Source organism: Alcanivorax sp. (assembly GCF_051117345.1).
Lineage (GTDB): Bacteria > Pseudomonadota > Gammaproteobacteria > Pseudomonadales > Alcanivoracaceae > Alcanivorax.
Map to the genome: position 1 here is coordinate 30,334 of NZ_JBNPEC010000120.1, position 15,845 is coordinate 46,178.

The 15,845-nt window shown below is 58.2% G+C and carries 10 protein-coding genes and 1 pseudogene; 6 read left to right on the forward strand and 5 right to left on the reverse strand.

Features of this window, described 5'->3' with window-relative positions:
• The first annotated feature begins 139 nt into the window (after nucleotides 1-139).
• The 4 genes from ACFE0K_RS07970 to ACFE0K_RS07985 all read left to right on the forward strand — a co-directional run bounded on the left by ACFE0K_RS07970 (nucleotide 140) and on the right by ACFE0K_RS07985 (nucleotide 7,526).
• On the forward strand, nucleotides 140-1,771 hold the full coding sequence (locus ACFE0K_RS07970) for a fatty acid--CoA ligase (protein WP_434535559.1): 1,632 nt from the start codon (nucleotides 140-142) through the stop codon (nucleotides 1,769-1,771).
• A gap of 667 nt (nucleotides 1,772-2,438) precedes the next feature.
• Nucleotides 2,439-3,560: an efflux RND transporter periplasmic adaptor subunit gene (locus tag ACFE0K_RS07975; RefSeq protein ID WP_434535560.1), complete on the forward strand. Its 1,122-nt coding sequence runs from the start codon at nucleotides 2,439-2,441 to the stop codon at nucleotides 3,558-3,560.
• Nucleotides 3,557-6,652, forward strand: coding sequence for an efflux RND transporter permease subunit (locus ACFE0K_RS07980; RefSeq protein ID WP_434535561.1), 3,096 nt, complete (start codon nucleotides 3,557-3,559; stop codon nucleotides 6,650-6,652). The genes ACFE0K_RS07975 and ACFE0K_RS07980 overlap by 4 nt, the downstream gene beginning before the upstream one ends.
• Before the next feature lie 208 nt (nucleotides 6,653-6,860).
• Nucleotides 6,861-7,526, forward strand: a complete 666-nt coding sequence (locus tag ACFE0K_RS07985) for a M48 family metallopeptidase (protein ID WP_434535562.1) — start codon at nucleotides 6,861-6,863, stop codon at nucleotides 7,524-7,526.
• Nucleotides 7,527-7,599: 73 nt separating this feature from the next.
• On the opposite strand, the gene ACFE0K_RS07990 is transcribed toward ACFE0K_RS07985, so the two are convergent.
• The 4 genes from ACFE0K_RS07990 to ACFE0K_RS08005 all read right to left on the reverse strand — a co-directional run bounded on the left by ACFE0K_RS07990 (nucleotide 7,600) and on the right by ACFE0K_RS08005 (nucleotide 11,144).
• On the reverse strand, nucleotides 7,600-8,043 hold the full coding sequence (locus tag ACFE0K_RS07990; protein ID WP_434535563.1) for an REP-associated tyrosine transposase: 444 nt from the start codon (nucleotides 8,041-8,043) through the stop codon (nucleotides 7,600-7,602).
• 223 nt (nucleotides 8,044-8,266) lie between these two features.
• Nucleotides 8,267-8,470 (reverse strand): transcription antiterminator/RNA stability regulator CspE, encoded by a 204-nt coding sequence (gene cspE, locus ACFE0K_RS07995; protein ID WP_011590014.1) that lies wholly within the window; start codon nucleotides 8,468-8,470, stop codon nucleotides 8,267-8,269.
• A gap of 195 nt (nucleotides 8,471-8,665) precedes the next feature.
• Nucleotides 8,666-9,553: a D-hexose-6-phosphate mutarotase gene (locus ACFE0K_RS08000; RefSeq protein ID WP_434535564.1), complete on the reverse strand. Its 888-nt coding sequence runs from the start codon at nucleotides 9,551-9,553 to the stop codon at nucleotides 8,666-8,668.
• A gap of 217 nt (nucleotides 9,554-9,770) precedes the next feature.
• Nucleotides 9,771-11,144: a WS/DGAT/MGAT family O-acyltransferase gene (locus ACFE0K_RS08005; RefSeq protein ID WP_434535565.1), complete on the reverse strand. Its 1,374-nt coding sequence runs from the start codon at nucleotides 11,142-11,144 to the stop codon at nucleotides 9,771-9,773.
• A 490-nt stretch (nucleotides 11,145-11,634) separates the two neighbouring features.
• Between ACFE0K_RS08005 and ACFE0K_RS08010 the strand changes: the two genes are divergently transcribed.
• On the forward strand, nucleotides 11,635-13,233 hold the full coding sequence (locus ACFE0K_RS08010) for an isocitrate lyase (protein ID WP_434535566.1): 1,599 nt from the start codon (nucleotides 11,635-11,637) through the stop codon (nucleotides 13,231-13,233).
• Nucleotides 13,234-13,413: 180 nt separating this feature from the next.
• Nucleotides 13,414-14,184, forward strand: coding sequence for an HNH endonuclease (locus ACFE0K_RS08015; protein ID WP_434535567.1), 771 nt, complete (start codon nucleotides 13,414-13,416; stop codon nucleotides 14,182-14,184).
• A gap of 67 nt (nucleotides 14,185-14,251) precedes the next feature.
• Here the strand turns inward: ACFE0K_RS08015 and ACFE0K_RS08020 are convergent.
• A pseudogene (locus ACFE0K_RS08020) lies at nucleotides 14,252-15,845 on the reverse strand (acyl-CoA dehydrogenase C-terminal domain-containing protein); the annotation flags it as partial.

Here is a 15,845-nt window from a genome sequence, read left to right on the forward strand (position 1 = left end):
TAGTATTTTGTTACCTCAGGCGCAGCTGAACGGATGACCCGTGCGGGGGACTGTGTCAGTCTTGAACGCCTTACATACTCACAGGTATGGACGTGTTGCCACGCCCATACCGGCAGAATAACAAGGTAACGGAGCCACTATGAGCAGTAACCTCACCATCCAGCGTACCCCCTCCGCCGTGGAACCGCCGCTGGTGATCAACCGTATTCTCGAAGCGGGCGTGCAAAAGGCGCCGGAACAGACCATCACCTACGGGGACCGGGATTTTACCTACCGGGAATTTGAAGAACGGGTACACCGTCTGGCCGGTGCCCTGGCTGCCCAGGGCATCAAGCCCGGCGATACCGTGGCAGTGATGGACTGGGACACCAACCGTTACCTGGAAGCCTTCTTCGCCATCCCCATGATGGGTGCGGTGCTGCACACCGTGAATGTGCGCCTGAGCCCGGAGCAGGTGCTCTACACCATCAACCACGCCGAGGATGACGCCATCCTGGTGAACAGCGAATTCCTGCCGATCCTGGAAGCCATCAAGGATCGCATCGAGCCGGTGAAGACCTACATCCTGCTCGACGACGACGGTGTAAAAAGCAGTGATGCGCTGCCCCTGGCTGGCGAGTACGAAGAGCTGCTGGCCAAGGCACCGGCCCGTTTCGAATTCCCGGAGCTGGACGAAAACACCCGCGCCACCACCTTCTACACCACCGGCACCACCGGCCTGCCCAAGGGCGTGTACTTCTCCCACCGTCAGCTGGTGCTGCACACCTTCGCCGGCCGCTCCTCCATGGCCGGTGTGGGCCAGGGGCGTTTCAACGAAGACGACGTCTACATGCCGATCACCCCCATGTTCCATGTGCATGCCTGGGGTATTCCCTACATGGCCACCCTGATGGGCGTGCAGCAGGTGTACCCGGGTCGTTACGAGCCAGCCTCCCTGCTTAAATTGCTGGTCACCAAGAAGGTCACCTTCTCCCACTGCGTGCCCACCATCATCCAGATGTTGTTGCAGGCGGAAGCGGCCAAGAGCATCGACCTGAGCGGCTGGAAAGTGATCATCGGTGGCTCCGCCCTGCCCAAGGCGCTGGCCATGGGCGCGCTGGAACGCGGCATCGATATCTACACCGGCTACGGCATGAGCGAAACCTGCCCGCTGCTGACCCTGGCGCAACTGACCCCGGAACTGGAAAAGGCCGACCTGGAAACCCAGGCGGACTACCGCACCCGCACCGGTCGCCCGGTGGCCATGGTGCAACTGCGCATCGTCGATGCGGAAATGAACGACGTGCCCCACGACGGCAAGAGCCAGGGCGAAGTGGTAGTCCGTGCCCCGTGGCTGACTCAGGGCTATCTCCACGACAAGGAAAAATCCGAAGAGCTGTGGGCCGGCGGTTGGCTGCACACCGGTGACGTGGCGGTAATGAGCGAGGATGGCTGGCTGAAGATCGTCGACCGCATCAAGGATGTGATCAAGACCGGAGGCGAGTGGGTATCCTCCATCGACCTGGAAGGGATGATCCTGCAGCACGCCGGCGTTGGTGAATGTGCCGTGGTCGGTGTGCCCGACGAAAAATGGGGCGAGCGCCCGGTGGCCCTGGTGGTCAAGAATGGCGATGCGGATGAAGCGGGCATCAAGGCCCTGATGGCCGACTACGCCGACAAGGGCATCATCAGCCGTTACGGCATCCCCGATCGCGTTATCTTCGTGGATGAGCTGCCGCGCACGTCCGTAGGCAAGCTGGACAAGAAGAAGATGCGCGCCGAAATGGTGTAACGCCTCCAGGCGTCACGCTACCGAAAAGCCCGCCACCCGGCGGGCTTTTTATTGGCGAACAAAGCAGGCCATGATCAAAAGCCTTTTTACCACAGAGGGCACAGAGCTCACCGAGAAAAGAAGATTGATCGTGACGTGTAGTGTGGCTGCTGGGCCAGCTTGTCGGCGATGGTGGTTGTGGTGCAGTTCGCCTTGGGCTCAGTGCACCCTACGCAATCTGTGGCGGCAGGCAGGATTCAGATTGCAGGTGCTGCCATCCGCCAAACGAGCCGGTTCCTGCAAATTTTCGATGAACCAAAAGCACTGGGGTTTTCTCGGTGAGCTCTGCGCCCTCTGTGGTGAAAGCGCCGTTGGTTTTTCGCTCCTACAGCAAGAATCTGCGCGAAAAATGAATTTACTTCATAATTGCCTGTCACTTTAACCTGGACCCGTGATTTCAGCGTGGATGCATGGCGTAAGAGTTTGTTGTCACAGGGGGTTTTCTGAAGAAGCGTCGTATCAGGGAATACGATCGACTGAAGAAAATGTTCTGTGGCGGCAAAGGCTTGCGTCAGGCGCCGCGATGAAGTCACGGATCCAGGTTTTACGCTCCCTCTACAAATTGCTTGCATAATTGAGCGCTAGACTTCCCCTACGGCTTGTTGCGAATAACACTTTGGAGACGTTCATGAAGCGGATTATCGCCGCCTTGATACTGGTGGTGCTGGTAGGTGCTGGCCTCTGGTGGGCCCTGGCGCCAGCGCCGGCACCCATGGGGCAGCGACCGCCCACGGTGGTCAACCTGGCGCCGAGCATCGAACGTTCCCTGTTTGACCGGGTGGAAGCAGTGGGGACAGCCCGCGCTGCCCAGGCAGTGACGATCCTTAGCGAAGTTCCCGGCCGGGTAGCGAAGATCCATTTCCGCCAAGGGCAGAAGGTGGAGCAGGGCAAGGTGCTGGTCACCCTGGATGACCGCAATGCCAGCGCCGAGCTTGCCCGCAGCGAGGCGGAATACCAGCGCGCTCTGAATGATTTCCAGCGCGGCCAGAAACTGGTCAAGAGCCGTGCCATTTCCCAGTCCGAAGTGGATAGCTTCCGCACCACTCTGGATGGTGCCAAGGCCAGCCGCGATGCCGCCCGGGCCAACTTCAACGACCACACCATCCGCGCCCCCTTTGCCGGCGTGGTGGGCTTGCGTCAGGTGGATGCGGGTGGCTACCTGCAAACCGGCGATGCCATCACCACCCTGGATAACCTGGGGTATATCGAGGTGGATTTTCAGGTGCCGGAACGCTACCTGGCTCGGCTGGTCTCCGGCCTGCCGGTGCAGGCCCGCAACGAAGCGTTTCCGGATCAGGTGTTCGAAGGCAACATCACCGATCTGGATTCCAGAGTGAGTACGGCGAGCCGCAGCCTTACTGCCCGGGCGCGGCTGGAAAATCCCCAGGATCGAATTCGCCCCGGGCAATTTCTGCGCGTCTCCGTGCAGCTGGCCGAGCGCGATGCCCTGCTGGTCCCCGAGCAGTCGATCATTACCCAGGGGGCGCAGAGTTATGTGTTCACCGTCACCGCTGACAATACCGCCGAGCGCCATCCGGTCACCCTCGGTGGCCGTCGTGACGGCTGGGTGGAAATCACCAGCGGCCTGACCGGCAAGCCGGACGTGGTGGTCAACGGTCATTCCCGTCTGGGCAGCGGCCAGGCCGTGCAGGTGCTGGATAACCCGGAGGCCTTGCTGCCGGGACAGCGGGCCCTGCTGAAGCCTGCTTCGCCGGACGCCGATAAGGCGGACAACGAGGCCGCTGCATGATTCTTTCCGATATCTCCATCAAGCGGCCGGTCTTCGCCACCGTTATCAGTCTGCTGATCGTGGTATTCGGCATCAGCGCCTTGATGAAACTGTCGGTGCGCGAATACCCGGACATCGATCCGCCGGAAGTGTCCATCTCGGTGGACTATGCTGGCGCCGCGCCGGAAGTCATTGATACCCAGATTATCCAGGTGATCGAAGGGGCCGTGGCCGGGGTGGAAGGGGTTCGCAAGATCGAATCGCGCAGCCGGCTGGGCTCCGCCCGTACCAGTGTGGAGTTCAATCTGGACCGGGATGTGGACGTGGCTGCCAACGACTTGCGTGATGCGGTGTCGCGGGTGCTCAACCGGCTGCCGGAAGAGGCGGACACCCCGGTGATCGCGAAATCCGACGCGGATGCCCGACCCATCATCTGGGTAACGCTGACCAGTGGCACCCTGGCCCCTCAGGAACTCACCGACTTTGCCGAACGCTCCCTGGTAGATCGTTTCGCGGTGCTGGACGGGGTGTCGGAAGTCTTCATCGGCGGCGAACGCCGCTACGCCATGCGCGTCTGGCTGGACCGCCAGAGCATGGCCGCCAACCAGGTCACGGTCACCGATATCGAACAGGCCCTGCGCAGCAACAATGTGGAGTTGCCGGCCGGGCGGCTGGAATCCCAGTCCCGTGCCTTTACCGTGCGGGCGGACAATCGCCTGTCCTCGGTGAACGAATTTGAGGATCTGGTGGTACGTCGCCAGGGCAATTACCTGCTGCGCGTGGGCGATGTGGCCCGGGTGGAGCTGGGCGTGGAAAGCGATGATACCGTGTTGCGCGCCAACGGCGAGACTGCCATTGGCCTGGGTATCATCCGCCAGTCCAAGGCCAATACCGTGGCGGTGTCCGACAACGTGCAGGCGGAAATCGAGGCGGTGAGGAGCAGCTTGCCAGCGGATATCAGCCTGGATGTGAACTACGACGAATCCCTGTTTATCCGCGCCTCCATCAAGGAAGTGCTGGTTACCCTGGGCATTTCCGTGGTGCTGGTGATCGCGGTGATCTTCGCCTTTCTGGGTAATCTGCGCGCCACCCTGATTCCGGCGGTGACCATTCCGGTATCCATCATCGGTGCCTTTATCGGCCTGGGCATCATGGATTTCTCCATCAATGTGCTTACGCTGCTGGCGCTGATCCTGGCCATCGGCCTGGTGGTGGATGATGCCATCGTCATGCTGGAAAACATCCAGCGTCGTATCGATGAAGGGGAGAGTCGCCTTGTCGCCGCTTACCTGGGTGCCCGTCAGGTGGCCTTTGCGGTGGTGGCCACCACCCTGACCCTGGTGGCGGTATTCGTGCCGATCTCCTTCATGGGCGGCGACGTGGGCCGCCTGTTTGGCGAGTTCGGTTTTACCCTGGCCTCGGCGGTGATCATTTCCAGTATCGTCGCCCTTAGCCTGGCGCCCATGCTCTGTTCCCGCTGGTTGCACCGGCATAGCGTCAGGGAGCTGCAAGGTGAGGGCAATGCGCTTGAGCGCGGTCTGCAAAAACTGAACAACGGTTATGCCCGCAGTCTGGCAGCGACCCTGGGTAAGCCCTGGCCGCTGGTGGTGGGCTGCGTTGTCTTGTGCGTGGTGGCGCTGCTGGTGTTCCGCGGCCTGCCCCAGGAGCTGGCGCCCACCGAAGACCGCGGCGTCTTTATTATCCCCGCCTCGGCACCCCAGGGTTCAACCGCCGAATACAGCCTCCACCATGTGAAGGAAGTGGAAAAGATCATGGCGCCGCTGGTGGAAAGCGGCGAGGCAGAACGGGCGCTGTCCATCGTCGGCTTCCGAGGCGTTACCGAGCGAGCCTTCAGCATTGTGCGGCTCAAGGACTGGGGTGAGCGGGATCGTAAGCAACAGGAGATCGTCAACGAAGTGCGCGGCAAGCTGTCCCAGGTGGCAGGTCTGCGCGCCTTTGCGGTGAACCCGCCGGGGCTGGGTCAGAGTGCCTTCAACCAGGCCCTGGAAGTGGTGGTGGCCGGGCCGGATTATGATCAGGTGCTGGCCTGGAGCGAGACGCTCATGCAAGCCATGGAAGAGAACCCGGGGCTGACCAGTATCGATACGGATTTCGAACAGACCCAGCCCCAGCTCGATGTGAAACTGGACCGGGAGCGGGCCGCCGATCTGGGCATCACCGCCACCGATGTGGGTCAGACCCTGCAAGCCATGTTCGCTACCCTCACCGCGTCCACCTACGTGGACCGGGGTCGTGAATACGATGTGCTGCTGGAAGCAGAAAAACGCAACAGCCAGGGCCCCGACGATGTGTTGCCAATTTATCTGCGCGCAGCCAATGGTGAGCTGGTGCCGTTCTCTAGCGTGGTGGAGCTGACCACCACCGGCGATGCGCCGGAATTGCGCCGGGTGGACCGGCTGCCGGCCATCACCCTGTCCGCCAACCTGGCGGACGGCTATGACCTGGCCACGGCTATGACCTATGTGGAAGAGCAGGCTCGAGAGCGCCTGCCCCTGGACGCACGTATCGGTTACAAGGGCATGGCCGAAGAACTGCAGGAATCCGCCGCGGCGATCCTGATTACCTTTGCTCTGGCGCTGGTGATTGTGTTCCTGGTGCTGGCCGCCCAGTTTGAAAGCTGGATACATCCGCTGATCATCATGCTCACCGTGCCCCTGGCCCTGGCCGGGGCGGTACTGGCGATCTGGGTTACCGGCGACAGCCTGAACATCTACAGCCAGATCGGCATGATCATGCTGCTGGGGCTGATGGCCAAGAACGGTATCCTGATTGTGGAATTCGCCAACCAGCTGCGAGACCAGGGGCTGGCGGTGAAAGAGGCCGTTTATCAGGGCGCCATCGTGCGCTTCCGCCCGGTGCTGATGACCGGGGTGTCTACCATCTTCGGCGCCATCCCGCTGGTGCTGGCCACCGGCGCCGGCGCGGAAAGCCGCTTCACCATCGGCGTGGTGATTCTCGGCGGCCTGCTCTTTGCCACCGTGCTGACACTCTTTATCATTCCGGTGTTGTACCAGTGGCTGGCGCCGTTCGCCTCACCGGCGGATGCGGTGAAGCAGCAGCTGGATAAAGAGATGGGCCAACCGCAGGAGTAGGAGCGTCGCTAGCGGCGCGATCCAGATGCCGTGCTACTAGAGGGGTCGGAGTTGCAAGCTACAAGCTACAAGGCGCGAGAAAGTGGGGAGCTGCATTACAGGCTGTGCCCGCGACCTCACAGCTTGGGGCGCGGAATCCATTCTCTTCAGGTTGGCTACGTGACAGTTTCGCGTTGCAGCTTGTAGCTTGTAGCTTGCCGCTGTATTCATGAGCGATTACGAACTGATCCGCAGCAAACGCCGCAGCCTGGAGCTGCGTGTGCTGGAAGATGGCCGCGTGCAGGTGCGGGCGCCGCAGCGGGCGTCGTTGCGCATGGTGCAGGCGTTTGTGGACAGTCGCCGCCAGTGGATTCGTAGTCAGCAGCAGCGCCAGGCCAGCCGGCCTCGCCAGCGGTGGCAGGATGGTGCGTCGTTCCCGTTCCGGGGACAGCCGCTGACCATGGATGTGTCCGCCGGGCGAAGCGCGGTGGCCGTGTCCGGTGGCTACCTGCAGATTCGGGTAGCGGACCCAGACAGCGAGGCGGTGGTCCAACAAACGCTGGAAGCCTGGCTGCGCAAGCAGGCGCGATCCCTGTTTGAAGACAGCATCACCCGCCAGTTTCCCTGGTTCGCCACTCAGGGCTATTCACGGCCCGCATTGCGGGTGAAGAAAATGCGTACCCGCTGGGGATCATTGTCGGCCAAGGGCTATATCAACCTGAACATGGCCTTGCTGCAGTATCCGCCGGCGGCGCTGGATTACGTGGTCATGCACGAATTGTGTCACCTGCAACACATGGACCACGGCCCTGGCTTCCATGCCCTCATGGACGCCCGCATGCCCGACTGGCGCCAACGCAAACAACTCCTCGACCAGCCGTATTATCAGCCCTGAAGACAACCATCACACCTCCCCCGTAGGAGCGTCGCTCGCGGCGCGATTCCATGCGGCTCCTACGGAGAGTGGGCTACAACCAGACGGCATACCAATAGGGGTAATCTTTAACGCTATTGACCAAACCGGCACGAAGCGGGTTAGCGACGATATAGCGGGCGATTTGCAGGATGTCTTCTTCCTGTCTGAGGGCGTGGTCATGAAATCCCCGCTGCCAGACGGATTGCCCAATAGCGCGGGCAGTCTGGCTCTTTAGCATCCCCACTGTCTGTGAAAGGGAATGTTTACCGGATAACTCCAGCAACCAATGAAAATGGTCCGGCATCACCACAAAGCATAGAGACTGGCTGGCGCCTTGTTGGTCCAGGTTGAGGAAATTACGCGAAAGCAGTCTTGCCCTGTCGGTATTCTCAAACCAGGGAATCCGGTTTCGGGTGACAGCAGTGATCAGGTAGTGCTGATGCGGTTGTGAGCAACGACCACGTCTCAGCTTGAATCCATGATGTAGCGAGTCCATGGATGCAAGCGTGATTAACGATAGCCTGGGGAAAAAGCGTTAGCCGCGGAAAAGGCTGTAGGTAATGATCGTGCCTTTCCGTAGGAGCGTCGCTGGCGGCGCGATTCCGAACGTTGGGTTATCGCGCCGCCAGCGACGCTCCTACGGAAAGGATGGGCTTCGTTGTTTTGCCAGGCATAAAAAAAGCCCGCCGAAGCGGGCTTTTTCTTGCTAATGCAATCGCTTATTCAGCAACCACGTTAGCGGCCTGCGGACCTTTTGGGCCCTGCTGGATCTCGAAGGAAACCTTCTGACCCTCGGCCAGGGTTTTGAAGCCTGAGCCGGTAATTGCGCTGAAATGAACGAATACGTCCGCACCACCATCGTCCTGAGAAATGAAACCAAAACCCTTGGACTCGTTAAACCACTTCACAGTACCTGTAGCCATGTGAATCTATACCTCGAAACTATTACTTTGAGTGTTGCTTGCAAACCATGTTGGGCGGTGTTCGGAGACAACTTCAGCTTCACGCAGGGAAGACAATTACCAAACTAATCCACGGCCATAATTCGCAGCCATTTCCGACTTTACCCTCCTTTTTTGGCGAGCACCACCCCTTTTTATGGCCGGTTAAACCGGCAGTTATAACGCCGTTGTCACAAAGCGAACGACCATGCTGTGCTGCTCGCCAGGGCCCAGCAGCAGGGCGTTGTCGAGGACACGGGCAGTTTCAATGCAGAGCATTCGCTGCCAGGCATCGCTGGCGAACTGGGTCAGGCGACGGCTTTTTTCTACCCAGGGATTCCACACCACCGCGGAGCGACTGCCGGAGGCTGACAGGGTCACCCGGCGCTGCCAGCCGGGATCATCAATATGCAGGATGTCGGGAAGCTGTAGATACAGTCGGTCGGTCTCCCCGAGGAAAGTCAGAAGGTTTTCCTGGCGATGGGATTGCCAGTCATCCAGCGCGTCCACATAGGGGCATGTCTCCAGGCCGTGTACCGTTACCTGGCGACAGTCAGAGACCGCAAAGTAACTGTGCAGGGCCTGGCTGATCCATACCGGCTCGGTGCCATGATTATGGTTGTTCAGCGCCAGACGCAGACTATCGTCCAGGCGCACGGTCAAGGTGGGTTCCACGGGGGGCAAGGATTGCCGGTCGGCCAGGTCCGACAGGCCGAAGGTCAGAGTGATGCCGTCGGTGTCTTCCTGCGTGTGGTGCAGTGTCCAGGGCTGCTGACGGACCAGGCCGTGGGCGGGGGGCTCTGCCAGTGCATATTGCTGGCGGATCGCGGCAGGATTAAAGGCCAGCGCGCCGAACCAGGGCCAGCATACCGGCACCCCGCCGCGCACGCCTTGGCCCTTGTGATAGGCCGCTTCCTCACTGAGCCAGATCAGTGGATGCTCGCCATCTCGTTGATACGCCAGCACCTGGGCACCCTGTTCGGCGATCACCAGGGTCTGGTTGCGGTGACGAATTTCCCAGCAGGACAAGTCGCCGCGGGTGATCTGTGTGACGGTTGCGGTCATATCCTCTCCGCGAAATGTAGGAGCGTAGCGAATAACGTCGTTGGCGGCGCGATAACCAGAGTTTCGAGTTGCGAGAAGCGAGTCACGAAAGGCAACCCTCGATACAGCCGCTCAGAGGATATGCTTTTCGAAACTCGCTTCTCGTGTCTCGTTACTGCTTCAATCGCGCCGCCTACTCGCAGAGCACAGAGAGCGACGCTCCTACGGTGAGGCGTGGCTATTTAATCCCCGCCGCAATCTCCAGCTCACGGATGGACTGCTCCAGATAATCCAGCAGTCGCTGCATGGAAGGCAGGGTACGACGGCAGGCGATCAGGCCGAATTCCAGCTGGTCCTGATAGCTGGTCAGGGTGATGTTAAGGGCGATGCGGTCCAGCACGATGGACACCGGGTACATGCCTTTCAGCTTGGCGCCGTTCCAGTACAGCGGCTCCTTCGGGCCGGGCACATTGGAGATCACCACATTGAAGGCCCGCCATTTCGGTGCCAGCCCGGTAAGCAGGTTGAGGCCGGTGGGTGCCATGGTCAGGGCGGTGAAATTAAGGATTTCCTCCGGGCTCATCTGCGAGAAGCGCTCTTTCGCTTCCTGTACCGAGTCGTGTACCACCCGTAGCCGGTTGGCCGGGTCGCAGATGTGGGTGCCCAGGTTGGCCAGGATCATGCCGATCTGGTTACCGCCAGCACTGTCATCCTGGCGCAGGCTCATGGGTACCATGGCAATCAGCGGCTCGTCGGGCAGGGCGTTCTGGCTGATCATGTACTCACGCAGGGCATGGCCGCACATGGCCAGCACCACCGTATTGACGGTGCAGCCGAACGCCTTGGCGATGACTTTCAGCCGTGCCAGCGAATAACTCTGTGCGGCAAAACGGCGTGACCCGGTAATGGTCTGATTGAGCATGGTGTCCGGGGCCTGGAAGATGGACACGTAGTTCTCATCCTTTTTGGCCTTCTGGCTGACCTTGTAAATTTCCCGGGCCAGCCCCGGCACGGTGGCCGCCTGTTTGCTGATGCCGGTGGTGAGCCGTGCCAGGCTGGAGGCCACATCCACCGGATTGCTGGGCAGTGAACGGCTGCGTTTTTTCGGCTGATAGGCCCACACCGGCGGCAGCTCCCGTTCATCCGGATCGGTGGACAGGGCACGCATGCCCATGCGCATGGCGGAGATACCATCCACCACGGAATGGTGAATCTTGGTATAGAGCGCGAACTGGCGACCACGGATGCCTTCGATCAGGTGGGCTTCCCACAGGGGGCGTTCCCGGTCCAGCAGGTTGGAATGCTCGGCGGAGACCAGCGACAGCAGCTCACGGATACGGCCGGGCTTGGGCAGGGCCTCGTGGCGGAAGTGATGATCGATGTCGAAGTGCTTGTCCTCGGTCCAGTAGTACTGGCCCAACCGGCGTGTCAGGCGATGGTTGAATGGTGCTACCGGGGAGCAGTAGTCGCGCATATGCTGGGCGAGCTCGCTGACATATTTCGGGCCTGCATCTTCCGGGAAGGAAAACAGCTGCAGACCGGCTACATGCATGGGCTGCTGGCGTTTTTCCAGCCACAGAAAAAGTTGGTCCACCGGACTAAGCGCTTTCATAGATTCCCCTTCGTCATTTTTATATCCCTGAACACAACTGCTACCTGAAATGGCAATGCACTCTCCATGCCAGCTGTGCAGGAAAGATCATAGTAGCAAAGCCCAGTTCGGGTCACTGTGTGCAAGGTGTAAATTGGCGGGCGATGCGGTAAATGCCGCTGTTTGTCTCATTGATAAGTGGCATTGTGTTCGGGAAAATGGTGGCACCTATCCACCTTGAAGACCGATTTAGGTGTTGGCAAGTCAGGCTGGCGATCGTTCCGCTTTGTACTGACGCTGTGGCAATCTGGCGATCAATCGGGGCTTCGGGACTACGAAATACGCCCTACATTCACCAGAAAAATACCGAACATAGATCATATTGATTATGTTTATGGGTCTACTGCCTCTAGAATGCGCCGCATCGGTAGACCGGCATGTGTTCTGTCTGGCATGAGCAGGGTTGCCCCTCCCGGTATCGATAAACCAATTTGTTAATCAGAGGTTCACCATGTCATACACCAAAGACATCGAAGCACTTAGCTCCGTGATTGGTGCCAACAGCACCTGGAAAGACATCAATCCGGAATCTGCTGTTCGCATGCGTCTGCAAAACCGTTTTAACACGCATCTGGACATCGCCAAGTACAACGCCAAGATCATGCGTGAAGACATGGCGGCCTATGACGCTGACAACTCCAAGTACACCCAGTCCCTGGGTTGCTGGCACGGTTTCATCGGCCAGCAGAAGATGATCTCCATCAAGAAGTACTTCGGTGGCACCAAGCGTCGTTACCTGTACCTGTCTGGCTGGATGGTTGCTGCCCTGCGTTCCGAGTTCGGTCCGCTGCCTGACCAGTCCATGCACGAGAAGACCGCTGTCGCTAGCCTGATCGCTGAACTGTACACCTTCCTGAAGCAGGCTGATGCCTGGGAACTGAACCACCTGTTCCGCGCTCTGGATGATGCCAAGGACGCTGGCGACGCAGCCAAGCAGAAAGAAATCATCGACAAGATCGACAACTTCGAAACCCACGTTGTGCCGATCATTGCCGACATCGACGCTGGCTTCGGTAACCCGGAAGCCACCTACCTGATGGCCAAGCAGATGATCGAAGCGGGTGCATGCTGCATCCAGATCGAGAACCAGGTTTCTGACGAGAAGCAGTGTGGCCACCAGGACGGTAAAGTGACCGTTCCTCACGCCGACTTCCTGGCCAAGATCAACGCCGTTCGTTACGCCTTCCTCGAGCTGGGTGTTGACGATGGTGTGATCGTTGCCCGTACCGACTCCGAAGGTGCTGGCCTGACCAAGCAGATCGCTGTAACCAACGAGCCGGGTGACTTGGGCGACCAGTACAACTCCTTCCTGGAAGGCGAGTACATCGAGTCTGCTGACGAGATCAACAATGGCGACGTGGTAATCAAGTCCAACGGTAAGCTGCTCAAGCCGACCCGTCTGGCTTCCGGCCTGTTCCAGTTCCGTTCTGACACCAACATCGACCGTGTTGTTCTGGACTGTGTCACCAGCCTGCAGAACGGCGCTGACCTGCTGTGGATCGAGACTCCGACCCCGAATGTCGAGCACATCAAACTGATGGTTGATCGCATCAAGGAACAAGAGCCGAACGCCAAGCTGGTTTACAACAACAGCCCGTCCTTCAACTGGACCCTGAACTTCCGTCAGCAGGTATTCGATGCCTGGGAGAAGGAAGGCAAGGATCTGTCCGCCTACGACCGCGCTGGTCTGATGAGCGTGAAGTACGACGAAACTGAACTGGCTGCCGTAGCTGACGAGTGGGCCAAAGAGTTCCAGGCCAAGGCTTCCCGTGAAGCCGGTGTATTCCACCACCTGATCACTCTGCCGACCTACCACACCGCTGCTCTGTCCACCGACCAGCTGGTAGAAGGCTACTTCGGCGAAGAAGGCATGCTGGCCTACGCCAAAGGTGTTCAGCGTCAGGAAATCCGTCGCAACATCGCTACCGTGAAGCACCAGGACATGGCCGGTTCCAACATCGGTGATGACCACAAAGAGTACTTCTCCGGTGAAGCTGCGCTGAAAGCTGGCGGTAAAGACAACACCATGAACCAGTTCGAGAACAGCTAAGTCTCGATAGATTCTGGTAAGTCTTAAAAGGCGGCCTCCGAAAGGGGGCCGCTTTTTTTGTGTATGGAGCCGCATTTATCTAGTGCAAAGCTGTAATTAAGAAAGTAAGTTGAAAAAATATTTCTATAGATGGCTGATCAAGCCATCCAATCAATATAAAAAACCTTATAAAGGTGGGGTATGTATTTTTTCCGTGAGGGAGTTTTTGTTGGGGAGATCTATGAATCTGAAATGGAGGGGCTTCCTAATGATAACCAGAACAGCCTTTTAGGGTCAGTGAAAATAATAGAAAAGAGAGGTGGGGCTATTAGGTTTACTTCTCCTGAAGTGGAGAATGTAGAAGAAGTTTTCAGGAAATTGGGAAATTTTTATAAAAATAAAAACCACTCAAACAATAGAGCCGACAACTTGGATTTTTATTCTTTTGGCGTTTATGAGAAGTCAGATATTGAAGAAATTTATAATTTACAGGGTGGTGTTTGTTATTACACAAGAGCCCCGGTGACAAAAAATCCAAAAAATTTTTCTATCGATCATATTGTTCCTGTTACTAAAGGAGGGGGTTCATGGCCAGGAAATTTGGCTATATCAACGATAGATTTCAACAGAGAAAAGCATAACCATTCTAAAAGGAAAATGTTTTCCATATTAGAAAAGCGATACGGTAAAGACTGGCTCGAAGAGCAAAAAGAGTTTTGCAAAAAAATTGATAAAGCAAGAAGAGTGATCGACAAGAGAAGAAGGGAAATTGTTTTTGCAAAACTGGCAGGGGTAGAGCAGGATCTGCAGAAAGAGTTTCCCAAAGAATATATAGAATATGGCGTTTGGGATGAAGAAGTTGTTCTGTATGTTAATAATGCAAGCGTTAAGTTTTCAGCTGGTTTTTTAAGAAATAAAAAGAAAGCCTATTCATTTCATTATTTGAGTGGGGTAATCAAAGCTATCCAATAAAAAAGGGCGACCCGAAGGCCGCCCTTTTTTGTGCCTGACGTCCGTGTAGCGACGTCGCAGCCTCTCCTTATTCGTAATCGAAGGAGAAGTGTTCCGGCTTCAGCTGCATGGTGCTCTTGGTCGGCTTCAGCGCGGCATCCGCGTGGGCCTTGGCAGAGGGCAGCATGCGATCGAAGTAGAACTCGGCGGTGGCCAGCTTGGCCTGGTAGAACTCCGCCGGCTCTGCGCCACCGTTTTCCAGCTTGTCTTTGGCAACACCGGCTTGCAGGGCCCAGAAGTAGGCCATCATGGCGTAGCCGCTATACATCAGGAAGTCGTAGCTGGCGGTGGAAACGATATCGCGGTCCTTGGAGGCCACCAGCATGATGCGGGTAGTCAGGTAGTTCCACTCGGCGGCGATCTTCAGCAGCTTCCAGGCGAACGGGCGCAGCTTGGGATCACGCAGGTTCTTGGTGCCGAAATCCACCAGCTTCTTGCTGAAGTCACGAACACACTTGCCCTTGGTCAGCAGCAGTACCTTGCGGCCCAGCAGATCCAGCGCCTGGATGCCGGTGGTGCCTTCGTACAGGGTGGAGATGCGCGCGTCACGGACGATCTGTTCCATGCCGTGCTCTTTGATGTAGCCGTGGCCACCGAATACCTGCATGCCGTCGTTGGCCACTTCCAGACCTTTCTCGGTGAGGAAGCCTTTCAGGATCGGGGTCAGGAAGCCCAGCTCGTCATCCCACTTCTGGTACTCTTCGTCGTTATCAGCCTGGGCAGCGCTGATCATCTTGTCTGCGTACTGGGCGGCGAAGTAGATCATGGCGCGACCGCCCTCAGCGATGGCCTTCTGCTTGAGCAGCATGCGGCGCACGTCACCGTGGTGGATCAGGCTGTCGGCGATGGCATCCGGCTCTTTCTTGCCAGACAGGGCGCGCATGGACTTACGCTCCTTGGCGTAGGTCAGGGCGCCCTGATAGGACAGCTCGGCGTGGGCCAGACCCTGGATGGAGGTGCCGATACGCGCGGTGTTCATGAAGGTGAACATGCACTCCAGGCCCTTGTTCTCCGGGCCGATCAAAAAGCCGGTGGCCTCGTCAAAGTTCATCACGCAAGTGGCGGACGCCTTGATGCCCATTTTCTTTTCCAGGGAACCACAGCTGACACCGTTGTCTTCACCGATCTTGCCCGGCAGGTACTTGGGCACGATGAACAGGGAGATACCACGGGTGCCTTTCGGCGCATCGGGCAGGCGGGCGAGAACGATGTGGACAATGTTCTCGGTCAGATCATGCTCACCGGAAGAGATGAAGATCTTGGTGCCGGAAATCTTGTAGGAACCATCTTTCTGCGGCTCGGCCTTGGTTTTCACCTGGCCCAGATCCGTACCGCATTGCGGCTCGGTCAGACACATGGTGCCGCCCCAGAGACCTTCGGTCATGGGGACCATGTAGTCCTGGAGCTGCTGCTCGGAACCGTGCATCTGGATGGTGTTCATGGCACCCATGGACAGGCCCGGGTACATGGTGAAAGACCAGTTGGCGGTGGCCATCATTTCGGACTTGATCAGACCCAGGGATGCGGGCAGGCCCTGACCGCCGAATTAAACCGGGTGGCTGAGACCCAGCAAGCCGTCGGCCAAGCACTCGTACTAGGCCTCCTTGAATCCTTGCAGCGTG

Coding starts and splice junctions, on each gene's coding strand:
- ACFE0K_RS07970 (WP_434535559.1), top strand. CDS start 140: ATGAGCAGTAACCTCACCATCCAGCGTACCCCCTCCGCCGTGGAACCG.
- ACFE0K_RS07975 (WP_434535560.1), top strand. CDS start 2,439: ATGAAGCGGATTATCGCCGCCTTGATACTGGTGGTGCTGGTAGGTGCT.
- ACFE0K_RS07980 (WP_434535561.1), top strand. CDS start 3,557: ATGATTCTTTCCGATATCTCCATCAAGCGGCCGGTCTTCGCCACCGTT.
- ACFE0K_RS07985 (WP_434535562.1), top strand. CDS start 6,861: ATGAGCGATTACGAACTGATCCGCAGCAAACGCCGCAGCCTGGAGCTG.
- ACFE0K_RS07990 (WP_434535563.1), bottom strand. CDS start 8,043: ATGGACTCGCTACATCATGGATTCAAGCTGAGACGTGGTCGTTGCTCA.
- cspE (WP_011590014.1), bottom strand. CDS start 8,470: ATGGCTACAGGTACTGTGAAGTGGTTTAACGAGTCCAAGGGTTTTGGT.
- ACFE0K_RS08000 (WP_434535564.1), bottom strand. CDS start 9,553: ATGACCGCAACCGTCACACAGATCACCCGCGGCGACTTGTCCTGCTGG.
- ACFE0K_RS08005 (WP_434535565.1), bottom strand. CDS start 11,144: ATGAAAGCGCTTAGTCCGGTGGACCAACTTTTTCTGTGGCTGGAAAAA.
- ACFE0K_RS08010 (WP_434535566.1), top strand. CDS start 11,635: ATGTCATACACCAAAGACATCGAAGCACTTAGCTCCGTGATTGGTGCC.
- ACFE0K_RS08015 (WP_434535567.1), top strand. CDS start 13,414: ATGTATTTTTTCCGTGAGGGAGTTTTTGTTGGGGAGATCTATGAATCT.